Origin of the sequence: Saccharothrix ecbatanensis (assembly GCF_014205015.1) — a bacterium.
Taxonomy (GTDB): Bacteria; Actinomycetota; Actinomycetes; order Mycobacteriales; family Pseudonocardiaceae; genus Actinosynnema; species Actinosynnema ecbatanense.
In genome coordinates, this window is record NZ_JACHMO010000001.1 from 8,300,315 (window position 1) to 8,314,968 (window position 14,654).

Here is a 14,654-nt window from a genome sequence, read left to right on the forward strand (position 1 = left end):
GACGGCCCTTCGAACGGACGAACGGACGAACGGACGAGCCGGTGGGCTAGACCGCGCCCGCGTACTGGCTGATCCACGAGCGGAACGCCGGCACGTCCATGTAGATCGACGGGCCGGTGGCGCAGGTGGAGCTGCTGTTGCCCGCGCGGCTGGTGGCGCCGATCAGCTGCCACACGCCGTTCACGGACTTGACCTGCGGGCCGCCCGAGTCGCCGTAGCAGGCGCCCGAGTTGCCGTTCGGGTTGTTGGTGCAGATCTCCACCGAGCCGTAGATGCCCAGGCACCGGCTGTCCGACACGATGGACGTGTTCAGCTCCTGCAACGTGATCGGCGCGCCACAGCCGCCACGCGGAGCGCAGGTCTGGCCCCACCCGATGATGCGGGTGGCGGTGCCGGCCGCGCCCGAAGTCGACGCCACCGAGATCGGCGTCTGGCCCACCGAGGTGGCCAGGCGCACGAGCGCGATGTCGTACGACCCGTGGGTGATGATCTGCGCGCCGGACGCGACCGTGCCGCCGCTGGTGCGGTTGGTCGTGCCGATGCGGGCCCGGATGGAGGACGCCGACCGGCCCTGCACGCAGTGCTTGGCCGTGACGACCCAGTTGGCCTTGATCAGCGAGCCGCCGCAGAAGTGGCTGCCCGTGGTGCTTTGCAGGGACACCATGAACGAGTAGGTCTGCGTCGCGTTGCCGCCACCCACGATGAACGGGGTGATGTCGCCGTCGGACGCCGGGGCCGCCGCCGCCCCGGCCGCCGTGGCGAAAGCAGCTCCTACCGCCACCGCGAAGGCGGTGAACAGGGTACGAACCTTCATCGCTTCCTCTCCGTCCCCGGCGCAGGGATGCTCGGGGACGGATCGGAAACTAGGGAGGATCGCTCGTTGATCACCACAGCCGATCGGCCGGTAACGCTTGGTTGACCGTTGACAGCACGCTGTGGCGAATGGAGCACTACGGGAGCGGCGGGAGGGCGTCCTCGCCGGTGGGCGGGATGTCGAAGTCCACCGACGCGTACTCGCGCAGCTTGGTGAGCCGGTGGAAACCGTCGATCATCCGGACCGTGCCGGACTTCGACCGCATTACGATCGACTGGGTCGTGCAGCCGCCCGCCCGGTAGTGCACGCCGCGCACCAGGTCGCCGTCCGTGACGCCGGTCGCGCAGAAGAACACGTTGTCGCCGCGCACCAGGTCGTCGGTCAGCAGCACTCGGTCCAGGTCGTGGCCGGCGTCCAGCGCCTTCTGCCGCTCGGCGTCGTCCTTCGGCCACAGCTTGGCCTGGATCGCGCCGCCCATGCACTTCAGCGCCGCCGCCGCGATGATGCCCTCCGGCGTGCCGCCGATGCCGACCAGCAGGTCGATGCCGGTGTTCGGGCGGGCCGCCGAGATCGCGCCCGCCACGTCGCCGTCGGAGATGAAGTGGATCCGGGCGCCCGCCGCGCGCACGTCCCGCACCAGCGTCTCGTGCCGCGGCCGGTCCAGGATGCACACCGTCACGTCGGACACGTCGCTGTGCTTGGCCTTCGCCACCCGGCGGATGTTCTCCCCGATCGGGGCGGTGATGTCGATGACGTCCGCCGCTTCCGGGCCGGTCGCCAGCTTCTCCATGTAGAACACGGCCGACGGGTCGAACATCGCGCCGCGCTCGGCCACCGCGAGCACCGCCAGCGCGTTCGGCATGCCCTTGGCCATCAGCGTGGTGCCGTCGATCGGGTCGACCGCGACATCGCAGTCGGCGCCCTCGCCGTTGCCGACTTCCTCGCCGTTGAACAGCATGGGCGCCTCGTCCTTCTCGCCCTCGCCGATCACCACGACACCGCGCATGGTGACGGTGCCGATCAGCTTGCGCATGGCGTCCACCGCCGCGCCGTCGCCGCCGTTCTTGTCGCCGCGGCCCACCCAGCGCCCGGCCGCCATCGCGGCGGCCTCGGTCACCCGGACGAGTTCCAGCGCGAGGTTCCGATCAGGTGCCTCGCGGCGGCGCTCGGACGGGCTGCTGCCTGTGACCATGACGTTCCTCCTGCGACTGCGATTACCGGCGGGTAGACCAATCCTCGCACGTCATCAGCCTTCGGCCACGTCCTCCTCGGTCACACTGAGTGCTTGATCGATCCGTTCCCGGGCGCCCGCGAGCTGCCGTTCGCAGGTCTTCGCCAGGGCCTCGCCGCGTTCCCACAGCGCCAGCGACTCCTCCAGCGACAGGCCGCCCGCCTCCAGCCTGCGGACCACCTCCACCAACTCGTCCCTGGCCTGCTCGTAGCCCGGCTCGCTCACGTGGACAACTTCCCCAATCGGTTCTGGACGTGCACCACGACGGTCGCGACCGCCTGGTCGTAGCCGATGAAAGCCTCGGCGAACTCCGCTCCGTCACCCTCGCGCACCGCGTCGTCGATCCGGTGCTCGGCGGCGGCGACACGCCTGCGGTGGACCGAGCCGTGGCCCAGCCACCACGTCATGCCGGCGTAGCGGGAGGTGGCCTCGGACAGGTCGTGTAACCGGCTGACCAGCGTCTGCCCGCCCGCCTGGCAGCCGGCGACCAGTGACAGCCAGCAGTCGGCGGCGGCCTGGTCGGCGGACTGGGCGCGGGTGCGCACCGCCTGGGCGCCCTCGTCGTCGGCTCTTGCCGCGGCGGCCATCGTCAACGGCAGGAACGTGGGCTCACGTGCCGGGTTCGGCACCACCGCCTCCTTCCGCTGCCTGATCGCCGACCGCTGCCTGACCGACTGCCTGACCGACCGCTGCCTGATCGCTGTTCTCGCCGGTCACGAGCGCGTGCACGGCGCCGTCGGCCACGCGCACCCGCAACCGGGCGCCGGCGGGAGCCTGGGACGTCGACCGGAGCACGCCGTCGACCCCGTCGGGGGTCACGAGCTGGACCACCGCGTACCCGCGCGCCAGCGTGGCGGCAGGCCCGAGGGTCGTCAAGCGCGCCGTGGTGGCGATCAGCCCGGACGTTTCTGAATCGAGACGGTTCCGCACCGCGCGGCGGGCGCGTTCACGCAGTCGGTCGATGTCCTCCGCGCGCCGGTCCAGCGGGCCGTGCGGGTCGGAAAGCGCGGGTCGGGTCCGCAGCGACGCGAGCAGCTTGCGTTCCCGGTCCACCCAGCCGTGCAGCGCGCGACGGCTGCGGTCGCGCAGTTGGCGGATCCGCTCGTTCTCCTCCGCGACGTCCGGGACGACCCGCTTGCCCGCGTCGGTCGGCGTGGAGCAGCGCACGTCCGCCACGTAGTCCACCAACGGGGTGTCCGGCTCGTGCCCGATCGCGGACAGCACGGGCGTGCGGCACTGCGACACGGCCCGGCACAGCGCCTCGTCGGAGAACGGCAGCAGGTCTTCCACGCTGCCGCCGCCGCGGGCCAGCACGATGACGTCCACTTCGGCGTCGCGGTCCAGAGTCGACAGTGCGGTGAGGATCTGCGGTACGGCCAAAGCCCCTTGCACCGCAACGGTGATCACGCGGAACCGCGCTCCGGGCCAGCGGGCGTGCGCGTTGGTCAGCACGTCCCGTTCGGCGGCCGACGCGCGGCCCGTGACGAGGCCGATCTTGTTCGGCAGGAACGGCGGTTTGCGCTTGCGGCGCGGGTCGAACAGGCCTTCGGCGTCGAGCAGCTTGCGGAGGCGTTCGATCCGGGCCAGCAGCTCGCCGATGCCGACCTGCCGGATCTCGTCCACGCGCAGGCTCAGCGTGCCGCGGTTGGGGAAGAAGTTCGGCTTGCCGTGCACGACAACCCGGCTGCCCTCGGTCAGCTGGAGCTCGCGCACCATGCCGACGGGCGCGGTCAGCTGCATCGACATGTCGACCGACGGGTCACGCAGGGTGAGGAACGCGGTCGCCGTGCCAGGTCGTGCGCTGAGCTGCGTGACCTGGCCCTCGACCCACACGTCGCCGAGTCGGTTGATCCAGTCGAAGATCTTGCGCGCGACCGTCCGCACCGGCCACGGGTGCTCGGGGCTGGACTTCTCGGTGACGGGCGGCTTCTCCGGGTTCACCGGTTCTTGAGGTTCGCGATGCGACGGGTGAGCATGCCGGTGAACTCGGGGCGGGCGGCGTGCGTGCGCTCGTGCGCCAGCAGCTGATCGAGGTCCTCCGCGGTCAACGTTCGCAGACGGGCCCTGAGCTGCGCCAACGACAACTCGTCGTAGTTCGGCAGCACGGCCGGCGGCTCGGCGGCCAGCGCCTGCTCTTCCTCGGCCCACGGGTCGTCGGCACGCACGGGCGGCGTCTCGGGCTCGTCCTCGTCGAAGGTCGCCCACTCGGGTTCCGGCTCCGGCTGCTTGAGCATGGCCAGCACTTCGTCGCCCTTGATTGCGAGTTCCGTCACCTCCTGCTGGACCCGCATGGTCAGCCGCATGGCCTCGCTGATGACGGTGACCGGCAGGCCCGCGAGTTGCATCGGAAGCTTCCGGACCTGCTCGACGGCGGTGACCGCCAGTCCCGCGGCGAGGCGGACGGTCAGCGGCAGTTGCTTCATGCCTACAGCCTGCCGCAGTCGGAGGTCCGATGCCTACATTCGGCGCGCCATACGCTGAGAGCGGTCACGCCGTACCCTGGGACCCATGGACAAGCGAGTGCTCCTGGCGAAGCCGCGCGGCTACTGCGCCGGTGTGGATCGTGCGGTCGTGACCGTGGAGAAGGCGCTGGAGCAGTACGGCGCTCCGGTCTACGTGCGCAAGGAGATCGTCCACAACAAGCACGTCGTGGAGACGCTGTCCCGTCGTGGCGCGATCTTCGTGGACGAGACCGACGAGGTGCCCGAGGGCGCGCTCGTGGTGTTCTCGGCGCACGGCGTGTCGCCCGCGGTGCACGAGGAGGCCGAGGCCCGGCAGCTCCGCACCATCGACGCCACGTGCCCGTTGGTGACGAAGGTGCACTACGAGGCCAAGCGGTTCGCCCGTGAGGACTACGACATCCTGCTCATCGGCCACGAAGGACACGAAGAGGTCGAGGGCACCTACGGCGAGGCGCCGGAGCACATCCAGCTCGTGGACACCGCTGAGGACGTCGACAAGGTCGTCGTGCGCGACCCGTCCAAGGTGATCTGGCTGTCCCAGACGACGTTGTCGGTGGACGAGACGATGGTGCGGGTGCGCCAGCTCCAGGACCGGTTCCCGGATCTCCAGGCGCCGCCGTCGGACGACATCTGCTACGCGACGTCGAACCGGCAGACCGCGGTGAAGACCATGGCGCCGGAGTGCGACCTGGTGCTGGTGGTCGGGTCGAAGAACTCGTCCAACTCGGTGCGGCTGGTCGAGGTGGCGTTGCAGGCGGGCGCCCGGGCGTCGTACCTGATCGACTACGCGAACGAGGTCGACCTGGCGTGGCTGGAGGGCGTGACGACGGTCGGTGTGACGTCGGGCGCGTCGGTGCCGGACATCCTGGTGATGGAGCTGCTGGAGTTCCTGGCCGGGCACGGCTACGGGAACGTCGAGGAGATCACCACGGCGAACGAGAAGATCGCCTTCGCCCTGCCGCGCGAACTGCGCAAGGACATGGTCCGCTAGGACGTTCGACTTACGGGAAGCGCCCACGCCGGTGTTCTGCGGCGGGGGCGCTTCGTGGTTCTGCCGTCGTCACGCCGCGCCGTCGAACCCGCCGTTCTTGGCGGCGGTGACGAACGCGGCTTCGTCGATCACCGCGACCAACTCCAGCGCCGAGAACTTCTTCGGCCACGTGAAGAAGAACTGTTCCACCACGACCGGTTCGACACCGTCGAGGAGTCCACCACCGCCCTGGACGACTACCTCGACTGGTACAACACCACCCACATCTCCACCACGCTCAAGGGCCTGAGCCCGGTCCGACATCCGGGGACCAGTTCACCCAGGGGACCCCTGCTTTCATTCTGCCGGCGGGGTACGACAATTTCGGCCTCCGGGCGGGTTGAGCTGCGCTGACGGTGAAAGCGGTTGGCGGGGTGGGGGAGTTCGCGTTTGCTGGGTGGATGAGCGTTGGGTCGACGAGCACGGTGCTGATCGGGGTGGAGAACGTGGCCACCCCCAAGTGGGCCCGGCGCCGGGGTGGGACGTCCGTCAGCCTCGGCAAGGCGTTGCGGAGCCTGCCGTCGGCCGTGTCGATGGTGGTGCGGCTCGCCTGGCGCACCTCGCCCCGGCTGACTGTGCTGGCAGGCGTCGTGCACGTCCTGTCCGGCTGCGTGACCGCGTTCGGGCTCCTCGCCACGGCCGACGTGTTCTCAGCCCTGCTGCGCGAAGGCCCTACGCCGCAGCGGATCACCGAAGCCTTGCCCGCGCTGGCCGTGGTGGTCGGGTCGTTCGTCGTCCGCGCACTGCTCGACACGGCGGTCGCGGCGGTCGAGAGTTCGTTGCGGCCCAGGGTCGCCCGTGAGGCCAACGACGAGGTGAAGTCCGTCCTCGTGCGGGCGTCGCTGCTCGCGTTCGAGGACGCGGACTTCCGCGAGCTGGCACGGCAGGGCGGTCGGCGCGGCGTCCGGTCGCTGGAAAGCAGCCTGCGCTACCTGGCGGACCTGGTGTCCGGCGGTATCTCGCTGATCGCGGCCATCGTCACGGTCGGGCTGCTCAACCCGTGGCTCGCCCCCGCCCTGATGCTGGCCGCGTTCGCGAACGCCTGGGCGTCGGCGCGCGCGTCCAAGCTGCGGTACGAGCACTTCCTCGACTCCGTCACCCGCAACACCCGCAAGGGCGTGGTGGAGGAGGTCGCCACCGACCGCGACTTCGCCCTCGAACGGCACGCGCTCACCTTGCAGGAACGCCTGCTCGGCGAACACCGCCGCATCGCGGACAGCCTGATGGCGGACGAGATCCGGATGGCGCACCGGACGAACGTCGTGCGGCTCACCGGACGCGCGTTGGCCGGCGTCGGCACGGCGATCGCCTATGTCGTCCTCGGCGTCCTGCTGCACACCGGCGGCATGGAGTTGGCGCTCGCGGGCACGGCGGTGCTGGCCATGCGCACCGGCTTCTCGTCGCTGGCCTCCACGACGCGCGCCGTGAACTCGCTCTACGAGGACTCGTTCTACATCGACTTCTACCGGAAACTGCTGGTGGAAGGCGCGGAACGGGCGCAGGGCAGCTCACCGGTCACCGCACCGGCCGACCCGTCCCGGATCACGCTGACCGACGTCTCCTTCACCTACCCGGGCGCTCCCGAGCCCGCGCTGCGCGACGTGAACCTGACCGTGGCCAAGGGCGAGGTCGTCGCGCTGGTCGGCGAGAACGGCTCGGGCAAGACGACCCTCGGCAAGGTCCTCACCGGCCTGTTCCCGGCCTCGTCCGGCACCGTCGCGTGGGACGACGTGGACCTGGCGACGGCCGACCCGCACTCGGTGCACTCGTCCATCGCGGTGATCGCGCAGAACCCGGCGCAGTGGCCGATGACCGCGCGGCACAACGTGACGGTCGGCCGGCTGGAACGCGACGACGAGGACGCGTGGCGGGAGGCGGTGGCGAAGTCCGGCGCGGACGAGGTGCTGGCGTCACTGCCCGCCGGGCCGGACACGGTGCTGTCACGGCAGTTCAACGACGGGCAGGACCTGTCCGGCGGGCAGTGGCAGCGGATGGGCATCGCCCGCGGCATGTACCGGGACGCGGCGGTGCTCGTGGCGGACGAGCCGACGGCCGCGCTGGACGCCAAGGCCGAAGCGCGTGTGTTCGAGGGCCTCAGACAAGCGACCGCGCGGCGCACCACGATCCTGGTGACGCACCGGCTGGCGAACATCCGCAACGCCGACCGGATCGTGGTGCTCGACCGGGGCCGGATCGTGGAGCAGGGCACGCACGAGCAGCTGATGGCGTTGCGCGGCCACTACTTCGAGCTGTTCGAACTCCAGGCCTCCGCGTACCGGGGCGGGCTGCTCGCGTCCTAGGCCGGTGCGGTGATCATGACCGGGTTGCCGTCCGGGTCGGCCACGAACGCGATCCGCTCACCCCACGGCGTGTCGTTCGGGGCCTGGAGGACGGGGTGGCCCCGGCGTTCGAGATCGGCGACGGCCGTGTCGACGTCGTCGTGGTAGACGCACAGCTCGAACGCGTGACCGGTGGTCGGGCGCTGCGGCAGCCCGTGCACGCCCTTGCCGTCCGGCGCCACCTGGCCGAGGCCTAGCTTCGAGCCGTCGGGCAGGTCGACCGCGACGTACGCCGGGTCGCCGTCCGCGGGGAAGCGGTACGTCACGGTGAAGCCGAGGGCGTCGCAGTAGAAGGCGATCGACCGCGCCAGGTCGTCGCAGATCAACATCGGGAACGCGGACCGGTAGACCATGGCGCGAATTCTAGTGCAGCCGGGTACCCGCACGCATTACCCTGAGGAACGCGCGCGGGTACCCGGCAGCAATACTGAAGAATGAGGACGTTTACCGCGAAAGTGCAGAACTCAACGCCGTGATGAGCTCAGTACCAAGCCTTGTGCCACAGGTGGTTATTTGTTCCCTCGACGAAGACGTCGATCCGGTTCGGCCCCCACGAGACGGCGGCCGGGTTGTGCAGGAACGTGCCGCCGAGGCTTTCCCAGCCGGACCACGAGCCGTTCCAGTACTTGTGCCAGAGCGCGTTGTCGGTGCCCTTGACGAAGACGTCGAGGCGGCCGGAAGCCCACGACGAGACGCCCGGACCGGCGGTGATCACGCCGCCGAGGCTCTCCCAGCCGGACCACGACGAGCCGTTCCACCACTTGTGCCACAGCGCGTTGTCCGTGCCTTCGACGAAGATGTCGAGCCGGTTCGGGCCCCAGGCCGCGATCGCCGGGTTGTCGATGATCACGCCGCCGAGGTTGCTCCAGCCGGACCACGAGCCGTTCCAGTACTTGTGCCACACCGCCGAGTCGGTGCCCCGGACGACGACGTCGAGACGGCCGGACGACCACGACGCGACCGCCGGACCGGCGGTGAGCACGCCGCCGAGGCTTTCCCAGCCGGACCAGGACGAGCCGTTCCACCACTTGTGCCACAACGCGTTGTCCGTGCCCCGGGCGAACACGTCGAGCCGGTTGGGCCCCCACGAGACGACGGCCGGGTTGTCGATGATCACGCCGCCGAGGCTGGTCCAGTTGGTCCAGGACGACCCGTTCCAGGCCTTGTGCCACACGGCGGAGTCCGTGCCCCGGGCCACGACGTCGAGCCGGCCCGCCGACCACGACGCCACGGCCGGACCCGCGGTGATCACGCCACCGAGATCGCCCCAGCCCGACCACGTCCGGCTCTGGCCTTCGGCGTCCTGATTCTGCGGGACCTCATTCCCGGCCACCTGATTCGGCGCCGCCTGGTTTTGGGCGGGCTCATTCCGGGCCGCCTCGTTCTGGGCCGCCGATCTGTCTGCGGGTGCGGCCGCGGCCACGCTTGCGCCGGTGGAGAACAACGTGAGCAGCACGGCGATCAACAATCGTGCGAATCTGGAATGCACCGGTTTTCCCTCCGTTATCCGGATGCGTGCAGAGTGAAGCAAGTTGGAACGTAGCACGGTTGGCGGAAACCGAATGGTGGAAAAATGTTTCATCCGCCCTGGTGGGCGTTCTCCGCAGAAAGGGCACTTTTCCGCCCTCGCCGGTGACGCGCTGTGATTAGACCCGGAAGTTAATTCGAGAAGGTGAACCCCATTGGGGTCGGGCGGGCGGAGCGGGCCGTTAGGCCGTCAGTTCGAGCGACGAACCCTCGCGGGCTTTGCGGACCCGGAGCCTGGTCGGGATGCGCTGCCGCAGCTCTTCCACGTGCGAGACGAGGCCGACGACCCGGCCGCCGGCGCGCAGCTCGTCCAGCGTGGTCATCACCAGTTCCAGGGTCTCGGCGTCGAGCGTGCCGAACCCCTCGTCGATGAACAGCGTGTCCAGCACGGCTCCCGCCGCGACCACGTCCGCCAGGCCCAGCGCCAGCGCCAGCGACGCCAGGAACGACTCGCCGCCGGACAACGTCTTCGCCGGCCGCTGCTGCCCCGAGTAGTCGTCCATGACGTCCAGCCCCAGCCCGCCCCTGGTGCCGCGCGGACCGGCCTCGATCGAGTGCACGAACCGGTAGCGGCCCTGGCTCATGCGTTCCAGGCGCGCGCTCGCGGCCACCGCGACCTCCTCCAGCCGGGCGGCCAGCACGTAGGTGCGCAGGGTCATGCTCTTGGAGTTCTGGCCCAGGCCGTTGATCACGTCGGTCAACGCGTCCAGCTCGGCGTACTCGGCCTCCACCGGCTCCAGCCGCAGCCACGCGGCCCTGAGCTGCTCGGCCAGCGCGGCGGCGCGGGTGGCCCTGGTGCGGGCGTTGGTCCGCGCGGTGGTGGCCTCGGTCGCGCGATCGGTCGCCCGGCGGAACCGCTCCTCCGTGCCCGTCACGTCGACCTCGGCGTCCGGGTCGACGTCGGGCAGCTCGGCCAGCGTGCTCTCAGCGGCCGTCCTGGTCTTCTCGACGTCCCGGATCCGGGTCTCCAGCTCGGCGACGGCGGCGGCCGGGCGTGCGGCGGCCAGGGCGTCCGCCACGTCGGCGAACCCGGCGTCCGACGCCAGCCGCGCCACCTCGAGGCGCTGGTCGGCCAGGCGTTCCTCGTGCTCGGCCACGGCGGCACGGCGCGTCGCCAACGCGGTCAGCGCGTCGGCCAGGTCGCTGAGGTGGGCCCGGCGCGTCACCACGTCCGGGAAGTCGCCGCGCGCCTCCTCCAGCCGCGCGCCACGCTCCTCGACGGCCTCCACGAGCTGAGCGTGCTGCGTGCGAGCCTCGGTCAGCTGGCGTTCCAACGTGCCGCGCTGGTCGAGCGCGCGCTGCACCTTGTCCTCCAGTTCCGCCAGCGCGGCCTGCCTGCTCTCCAGCTGCTCGGCCGACGCGGCCACGGACCGGTACTCGCGTTCCAGCTCGGCCGGCGGCCGGTCGCCCAGCTGCTCGCGCAGCAACCCCAGCCGTGCTTCGAGCTTCTGCGACTCCTGCTCGGCCCGCTGACGCACGTCGAGCGCGCGCTGATCTTCCTCGGCGGCACGTTCCTCGTCGACCGCCGTCACCGCGTTCAGCATCGGCTGCGCGGGCGACGGGTGCTCCGCCGAACCGCACACCGGGCACTCGTGGCCGGCACGCAGTTGGCCCGCCAGCTCGACGGCCATGCCGTCCAGCCGTTCCCGACGGATCCGGAGCAGCGTCTCGCGGGCCTTCTGCTGCGCGTCCACCGCGACCCGCCGCGCGTCGTCCGCCTCCCGGAACGCCCGATCGACGCGGGGCAACTCGACGGCGGCAGCGGCCAGACCGGACACCTGCGCCAGCCGTGCGGCGGCCTCGGCCGACTCCTCGACGGCGGTCTTCGCGGCGGCCAACTTCGGCGGCACCTCGTCCAGCTGCGTGACGAGCGCGGCCAGCTGCCGCGACGTGGCGGCGACGTCCTTGTCGAGCTGGACGATCCGCCGCTGGTCGACGCGCTGCCGCTCGGCCTCGGCCGCCAGGCTCGTCAGACTTCCGGCCTCCTCGCGCAGGCGTTCACCGTCGCCGCGCAGGTCGGCGCCCTGGTAGCCGAGGGCCTGCACGGCGTCGGCCGCGGCCACCTCGTGCGCGACGGCGGCGGCGAGTTCGCGGTCCAGCTTCACCGAGCGTTCCTGGGCGGGCACCACGACGGCGGCTTGACGGGCCGCGTCACGTTCGGCGATCCACTCCCGCAGGCTCGGCTCCACCTCGGCGTACCGGTCGAGGTTCCGCCGCGCCTGCCGCACCCGCAGCACGCGCTCGTGCCGCGCCCGTGCCTCCTGCCAGTCCTTCTCCGCGTCCGCCCGCACGGCGCCCGCTTCCGCCGCCACCTGGTCGGCGTCACGTTCGGCCTCGTCCAGCCGCTTGAGCAGGGAGCTGAGCCACTCCTGGTCGCCACCGGCCTCCGGCGGCTCCTCGTGCGCGGCCTCGGCGACCCGCTGCACCAGGTCGCGGTGCACCAGCCCGAGCTGGTCCACCTCGCGCTTGCACTCCTTGCGCCGCTCGCGGAACCACTTCTCCACGTCCAGGAAGCGTTCCGTGCCGAACAGCTTCTCCAGCAGCTTCTCCCGCTCGGCCGTCTCCGCGCGCAGGAACCGGGCGAACTCGCCCTGCGGCAGCAGCACCACCTGGAAGAACTGCTCGGCCGTCATCCCGAGCAGACCCTCGACCTCGCGGGCCACGTCGTCGATGCGGCTGTGGCCCTCACCGGTCCAGCCGCTGATCCACGTCAGCGACACCTGGGCCTGCTGCCGGGTCGCGCCGTCGCCGCGCTTCTTCGGCCGCTCGTACTCGGGGCTGCGCTTGATCCGGAACCGCCGACCGCGCACGGTCAGCTCGAGGTCGACGTACGTCTGCGTGTCGCGGTGGGCGTAGTCGCAGCGCAGCCGCTTCACGTCGCCGCGCGCGCCGGGCACCTTGCCGAACAGCGCGAACGCCACCGCGTCCAGCAGCGTCGTCTTGCCCGCGCCCGTGTCGCCGTGCAGGAGGAACAGGCCGTCCGCGCCGAGGACGTCGAAGTCGACCTCCTCGCGCTCCGCGTACGGGCCGAACCCGCTGACCGCCAACCGGTGCAGCTTCACGACTCACCCTCCCGGGCAGCCGCCGCGAACGCCTCGCGCAGCAGGTCCAGCTCACGCGGGCCCGGCACGTCACCGCGCACGTCCTCGATGAAGCAGCACGCGATCTGCTCGTCGGTGCGACCGCGGACCCGTTCGGCGAACCGCAGTTCGCCCGTCCGCCCGCCCTCCGGCCGCCACTCCACGTGCACCGCGTGCGGGAACCGCTTTTGCAGGCGCCGCAACGCATCCAGCGGCCGTACCCGGTCGGTCAGCGTGACCGACAGGAAGTGGTCCTCGACCGGCTCGTGGTCCGGGTCGAGCAGCAGGTCGTCGAGCGCGCCGTTCAAGGTCGACAACGCCCGGGGCACCGGCAGCGAACGCTGCTCCACCCCGGCGAGGCCGCTCGCGTCCAAGTCGACCAGCCACACCGATTTGTGGTGCCGCGCCTCGGAGAACGAGTACGCCACCGGGCTGCCGGAGTACCGCAGGTGATCGGCCAACGTCTGCTGCCCGTGCAGGTGACCCAGCGCCACGTAGTCGACCCCGGCGAACACCGCGCCCGACACGTCCTGCACGCCGCCCACCGCGATCGTGCGCTCCGACTCGCACGGCTCGCCGCCCGTCACGAACGCGTGCGCCAACACGACCGACCGCGTCCCCGGCCTGGCCGTCAGGTCTTCCTTGATCCGCCGCATCGCCTCGGTCAGCACGCCGCCGTGGCCCTTGGCGTCCACGCCCAGCGCCTGCCGCGCCGTTTCCGGCTCCAGAAAAGGGATCCCGTACACGGCGACCGGCCCGTGGTCGTCGGCGAACAGCACCGGCTCGTGCAGCTCGGCGATCCGCGTGCGCAGGTGCAGCCCGCCCGCCTCGGTGAACGCGCCCAGGAAGCCCAGCCGGGCCGCCGAGTCGTGGTTCCCCGGCGTGATCACGATCTGCGCGCCCGCCTCGCGGACGCGCCTGAGCACCCGGGAGCACACCGCGACCGCCTCGGCGTTCGGCACCGCCCGGTCGAACAGGTCACCGGCGACCACGACCACGTCGATCCGCTCGTCCGACACCGTGTCCGCCAGCCCGCCCAACACCGACTCCTGCTCCGGCAGCAGGTCACGGCCGTGGAAGGTGCGCCCCACGTGCCAATCGGACGTGTGCAGGATCTTCACGCCGGCCACGCTAGGGCCGCGCGGGGGTGAACCCCGGAACCCCGCTCGGCGTGTCGCTCGAACGTGTGGTCGGACACCTGTGCGCGATGATCGGGGGATGACAGCGGTCCTCAGCACGGCGGCGGTGGTCGTGGCGCTCCTGCTCGCGGGTGCGCTGGTGTTCCTGTGGCGGCTCTACCAGGACGGCGTTCGGCGCACGGACGCCGCGCTGGCCGCGGTGAGGGCGGAACGGGAACGCGGCGACGCGCAGTGGGTGGCGTTGCAGCGGTACGAGGTGGCGTTCTCGTCGGTCAGCGGTCGCGGTGAGCTGGGCGAGAAGGTGCTGGTGGAGACCGCGCGGGCGTTGGGCCTGCGCGAGGGGATCCACTTCAGCCTCCAGGTCGACGTCGCCGGCGGCGGTTCGGTCCGGCCCGACCTGGTGCTGAACGTCGGCGGCGGCCGGCAGGTGCCGGTGGACGCGAAGATGAGCATGGCCACGTGGGCGGAGGCGGTGGAGACCGACAACCCGGCCGAGCGGGTCGACGCGTTGCGCGTGCACGTCCGGAACATCCGGTCGCGCGCCGCGGAGTTGGCGGGCAAGGGCTACCAGCGGTGGGCCGACGCGATCTACGGGACGATCATGTTCGTGCCCAACGACGGCGCGGTGGTGGCGGCCCTCGACACCGACCCGGAGTTGCTGCGGTGGCTGCTCGACCGGCGGGTGTTCCTGTGCGGGCCGACCGGGTTCGCGGTGATCGCGTCCGCGGCGATGTTCGCGGTGACCGACCGGGCGCTGGCGGCCGACGTGGAGGAGGTCAGGGCGGCGGCGTCCCGCGCGCACCGGGCCGCGGACGGCGCCGTCGAGGCGGTGAACCTGTCCAGCACGCACCTCCAGCGGTTCCTGTCGGCGCGGCGGCGCGAGCTGGAGGCGTTGGAGGGATTCCGGGCGGCGGTCGAGCCGTTGAGCCACGCGTCGACCGACGTCACACCCCTACCGCTGGTGCGGCGGGCGGACGAAGCGGGCCTTGGTGCACCCTTGGACGCCCGGGAGGCGTAATAGAGTGTGTCGGG

15 protein-coding genes are annotated in these 14,654 nt (G+C 71.2%); 4 read left to right on the forward strand and 11 right to left on the reverse strand.

Translation table 11 applies throughout. The features are described 5' to 3' along the window. Positions 1-46 precede the first annotated feature (46 nt). The 6 genes from F4560_RS36740 to F4560_RS36765 form a co-directional block, all read right to left on the reverse strand. A complete protein-coding gene (locus F4560_RS36740; RefSeq protein WP_184927674.1) occupies positions 47-814 on the reverse strand; it encodes a S1 family peptidase in 768 nt (255 codons plus the stop codon). Between the two features lie 136 nt (positions 815-950). Next, positions 951-2,006 carry a class II fructose-bisphosphatase gene (gene glpX / locus F4560_RS36745; protein ID WP_184927675.1) on the reverse strand — a complete coding sequence of 352 codons (1,056 nt, stop codon included), beginning with the start codon at positions 2,004-2,006 and terminating at the stop codon, positions 951-953. A 54-nt stretch (positions 2,007-2,060) separates the two neighbouring features. Continuing rightward, on the reverse strand, positions 2,061-2,270 hold the full coding sequence (locus F4560_RS36750; RefSeq protein ID WP_184927676.1) for an exodeoxyribonuclease VII small subunit: 210 nt from the start codon (positions 2,268-2,270) through the stop codon (positions 2,061-2,063). Beyond that, positions 2,267-2,674, reverse strand: coding sequence for a sugar ABC transporter substrate-binding protein (locus tag F4560_RS36755; protein WP_184927677.1), 408 nt, complete (start codon positions 2,672-2,674; stop codon positions 2,267-2,269). The genes F4560_RS36750 and F4560_RS36755 overlap by 4 nt, the downstream gene beginning before the upstream one ends. Beyond that, positions 2,655-3,986 carry an exodeoxyribonuclease VII large subunit gene (gene xseA / locus F4560_RS36760; RefSeq protein ID WP_184927678.1) on the reverse strand — a complete coding sequence of 444 codons (1,332 nt, stop codon included), beginning with the start codon at positions 3,984-3,986 and terminating at the stop codon, positions 2,655-2,657. The genes F4560_RS36755 and xseA overlap by 20 nt, the downstream gene beginning before the upstream one ends. Beyond that, positions 3,983-4,468, reverse strand: coding sequence for a lipid droplet-associated protein (locus F4560_RS36765; RefSeq protein WP_184927679.1), 486 nt, complete (start codon positions 4,466-4,468; stop codon positions 3,983-3,985). The genes xseA and F4560_RS36765 overlap by 4 nt, the downstream gene beginning before the upstream one ends. 85 nt (positions 4,469-4,553) lie before the next feature. Here F4560_RS36765 and F4560_RS36770 point away from each other — a divergent pair, with 85 nt between their 5' ends. Continuing rightward, positions 4,554-5,498: a 4-hydroxy-3-methylbut-2-enyl diphosphate reductase gene (locus tag F4560_RS36770; protein WP_184927680.1), complete on the forward strand. Its 945-nt coding sequence runs from the start codon at positions 4,554-4,556 to the stop codon at positions 5,496-5,498. A 69-nt stretch (positions 5,499-5,567) separates the two neighbouring features. Here F4560_RS36770 and F4560_RS45180 read toward each other — a convergent pair whose 3' ends face one another. After that, complete coding sequence (locus tag F4560_RS45180; RefSeq protein ID WP_246479275.1) at positions 5,568-5,762, reverse strand: hypothetical protein; 195 nt, start codon at positions 5,760-5,762, stop codon at positions 5,568-5,570. Between F4560_RS45180 and F4560_RS45185 the strand changes: the two genes are divergently transcribed. Further along, the gene (locus F4560_RS45185) at positions 5,727-5,891 is read left to right on the forward strand and encodes an IS3 family transposase (RefSeq protein WP_246479064.1); all 165 of its coding nucleotides are present in this window, start codon (positions 5,727-5,729) and stop codon (positions 5,889-5,891) included. The two genes, F4560_RS45180 and F4560_RS45185, sit on opposite strands and share 36 nt — an antisense overlap. A gap of 47 nt (positions 5,892-5,938) precedes the next feature. Continuing rightward, positions 5,939-7,837 carry an ABC transporter ATP-binding protein gene (locus tag F4560_RS36780; RefSeq protein ID WP_184927682.1) on the forward strand — a complete coding sequence of 633 codons (1,899 nt, stop codon included), beginning with the start codon at positions 5,939-5,941 and terminating at the stop codon, positions 7,835-7,837. Here F4560_RS36780 and F4560_RS36785 read toward each other — a convergent pair. The 4 genes from F4560_RS36785 to F4560_RS36800 all read right to left on the reverse strand — a co-directional run bounded on the left by F4560_RS36785 (position 7,834) and on the right by F4560_RS36800 (position 13,604). After that, a complete protein-coding gene (locus F4560_RS36785; RefSeq protein ID WP_221483769.1) occupies positions 7,834-8,229 on the reverse strand; it encodes a VOC family protein in 396 nt (131 codons plus the stop codon). The genes F4560_RS36780 and F4560_RS36785 overlap by 4 nt on opposite strands. A gap of 128 nt (positions 8,230-8,357) precedes the next feature. Next, positions 8,358-9,365 carry a PLL family lectin gene (locus F4560_RS36790; protein WP_312869689.1) on the reverse strand — a complete coding sequence of 336 codons (1,008 nt, stop codon included), beginning with the start codon at positions 9,363-9,365 and terminating at the stop codon, positions 8,358-8,360. A gap of 220 nt (positions 9,366-9,585) precedes the next feature. Continuing rightward, positions 9,586-12,465 (reverse strand): AAA family ATPase, encoded by a 2,880-nt coding sequence (locus tag F4560_RS36795; RefSeq protein WP_184927684.1) that lies wholly within the window; start codon positions 12,463-12,465, stop codon positions 9,586-9,588. Next, complete coding sequence (locus F4560_RS36800; protein ID WP_184927685.1) at positions 12,462-13,604, reverse strand: metallophosphoesterase family protein; 1,143 nt, start codon at positions 13,602-13,604, stop codon at positions 12,462-12,464. Before F4560_RS36800 ends, F4560_RS36795 begins: the two co-directional genes overlap by 4 nt. Positions 13,605-13,701: 97 nt before the next feature. On the opposite strand from F4560_RS36800, the gene F4560_RS36805 reads away from it, so the two are divergent. Beyond that, positions 13,702-14,640, forward strand: a complete 939-nt coding sequence (locus F4560_RS36805; RefSeq protein ID WP_184927686.1) for a DNA recombination protein RmuC — start codon at positions 13,702-13,704, stop codon at positions 14,638-14,640. Positions 14,641-14,654 lie beyond the last annotated feature (14 nt).

Excerpts from the sequence above, each read along its gene's own strand:
- F4560_RS36740 (WP_184927674.1), bottom strand. The coding sequence starts at position 814 with ATGAAGGTTCGTACCCTGTTCACCGCCTTCGCGGTGGCGGTAGGAGCT.
- glpX (WP_184927675.1), bottom strand. The coding sequence starts at position 2,006 with ATGGTCACAGGCAGCAGCCCGTCCGAGCGCCGCCGCGAGGCACCTGAT.
- F4560_RS36765 (WP_184927679.1), bottom strand. The coding sequence starts at position 4,468 with ATGAAGCAACTGCCGCTGACCGTCCGCCTCGCCGCGGGACTGGCGGTC.
- F4560_RS36770 (WP_184927680.1), top strand. The coding sequence starts at position 4,554 with ATGGACAAGCGAGTGCTCCTGGCGAAGCCGCGCGGCTACTGCGCCGGT.
- F4560_RS36780 (WP_184927682.1), top strand. The coding sequence starts at position 5,939 with ATGAGCGTTGGGTCGACGAGCACGGTGCTGATCGGGGTGGAGAACGTG.
- F4560_RS36785 (WP_221483769.1), bottom strand. The coding sequence starts at position 8,229 with ATGGTCTACCGGTCCGCGTTCCCGATGTTGATCTGCGACGACCTGGCG.
- F4560_RS36805 (WP_184927686.1), top strand. The coding sequence starts at position 13,702 with ATGACAGCGGTCCTCAGCACGGCGGCGGTGGTCGTGGCGCTCCTGCTC.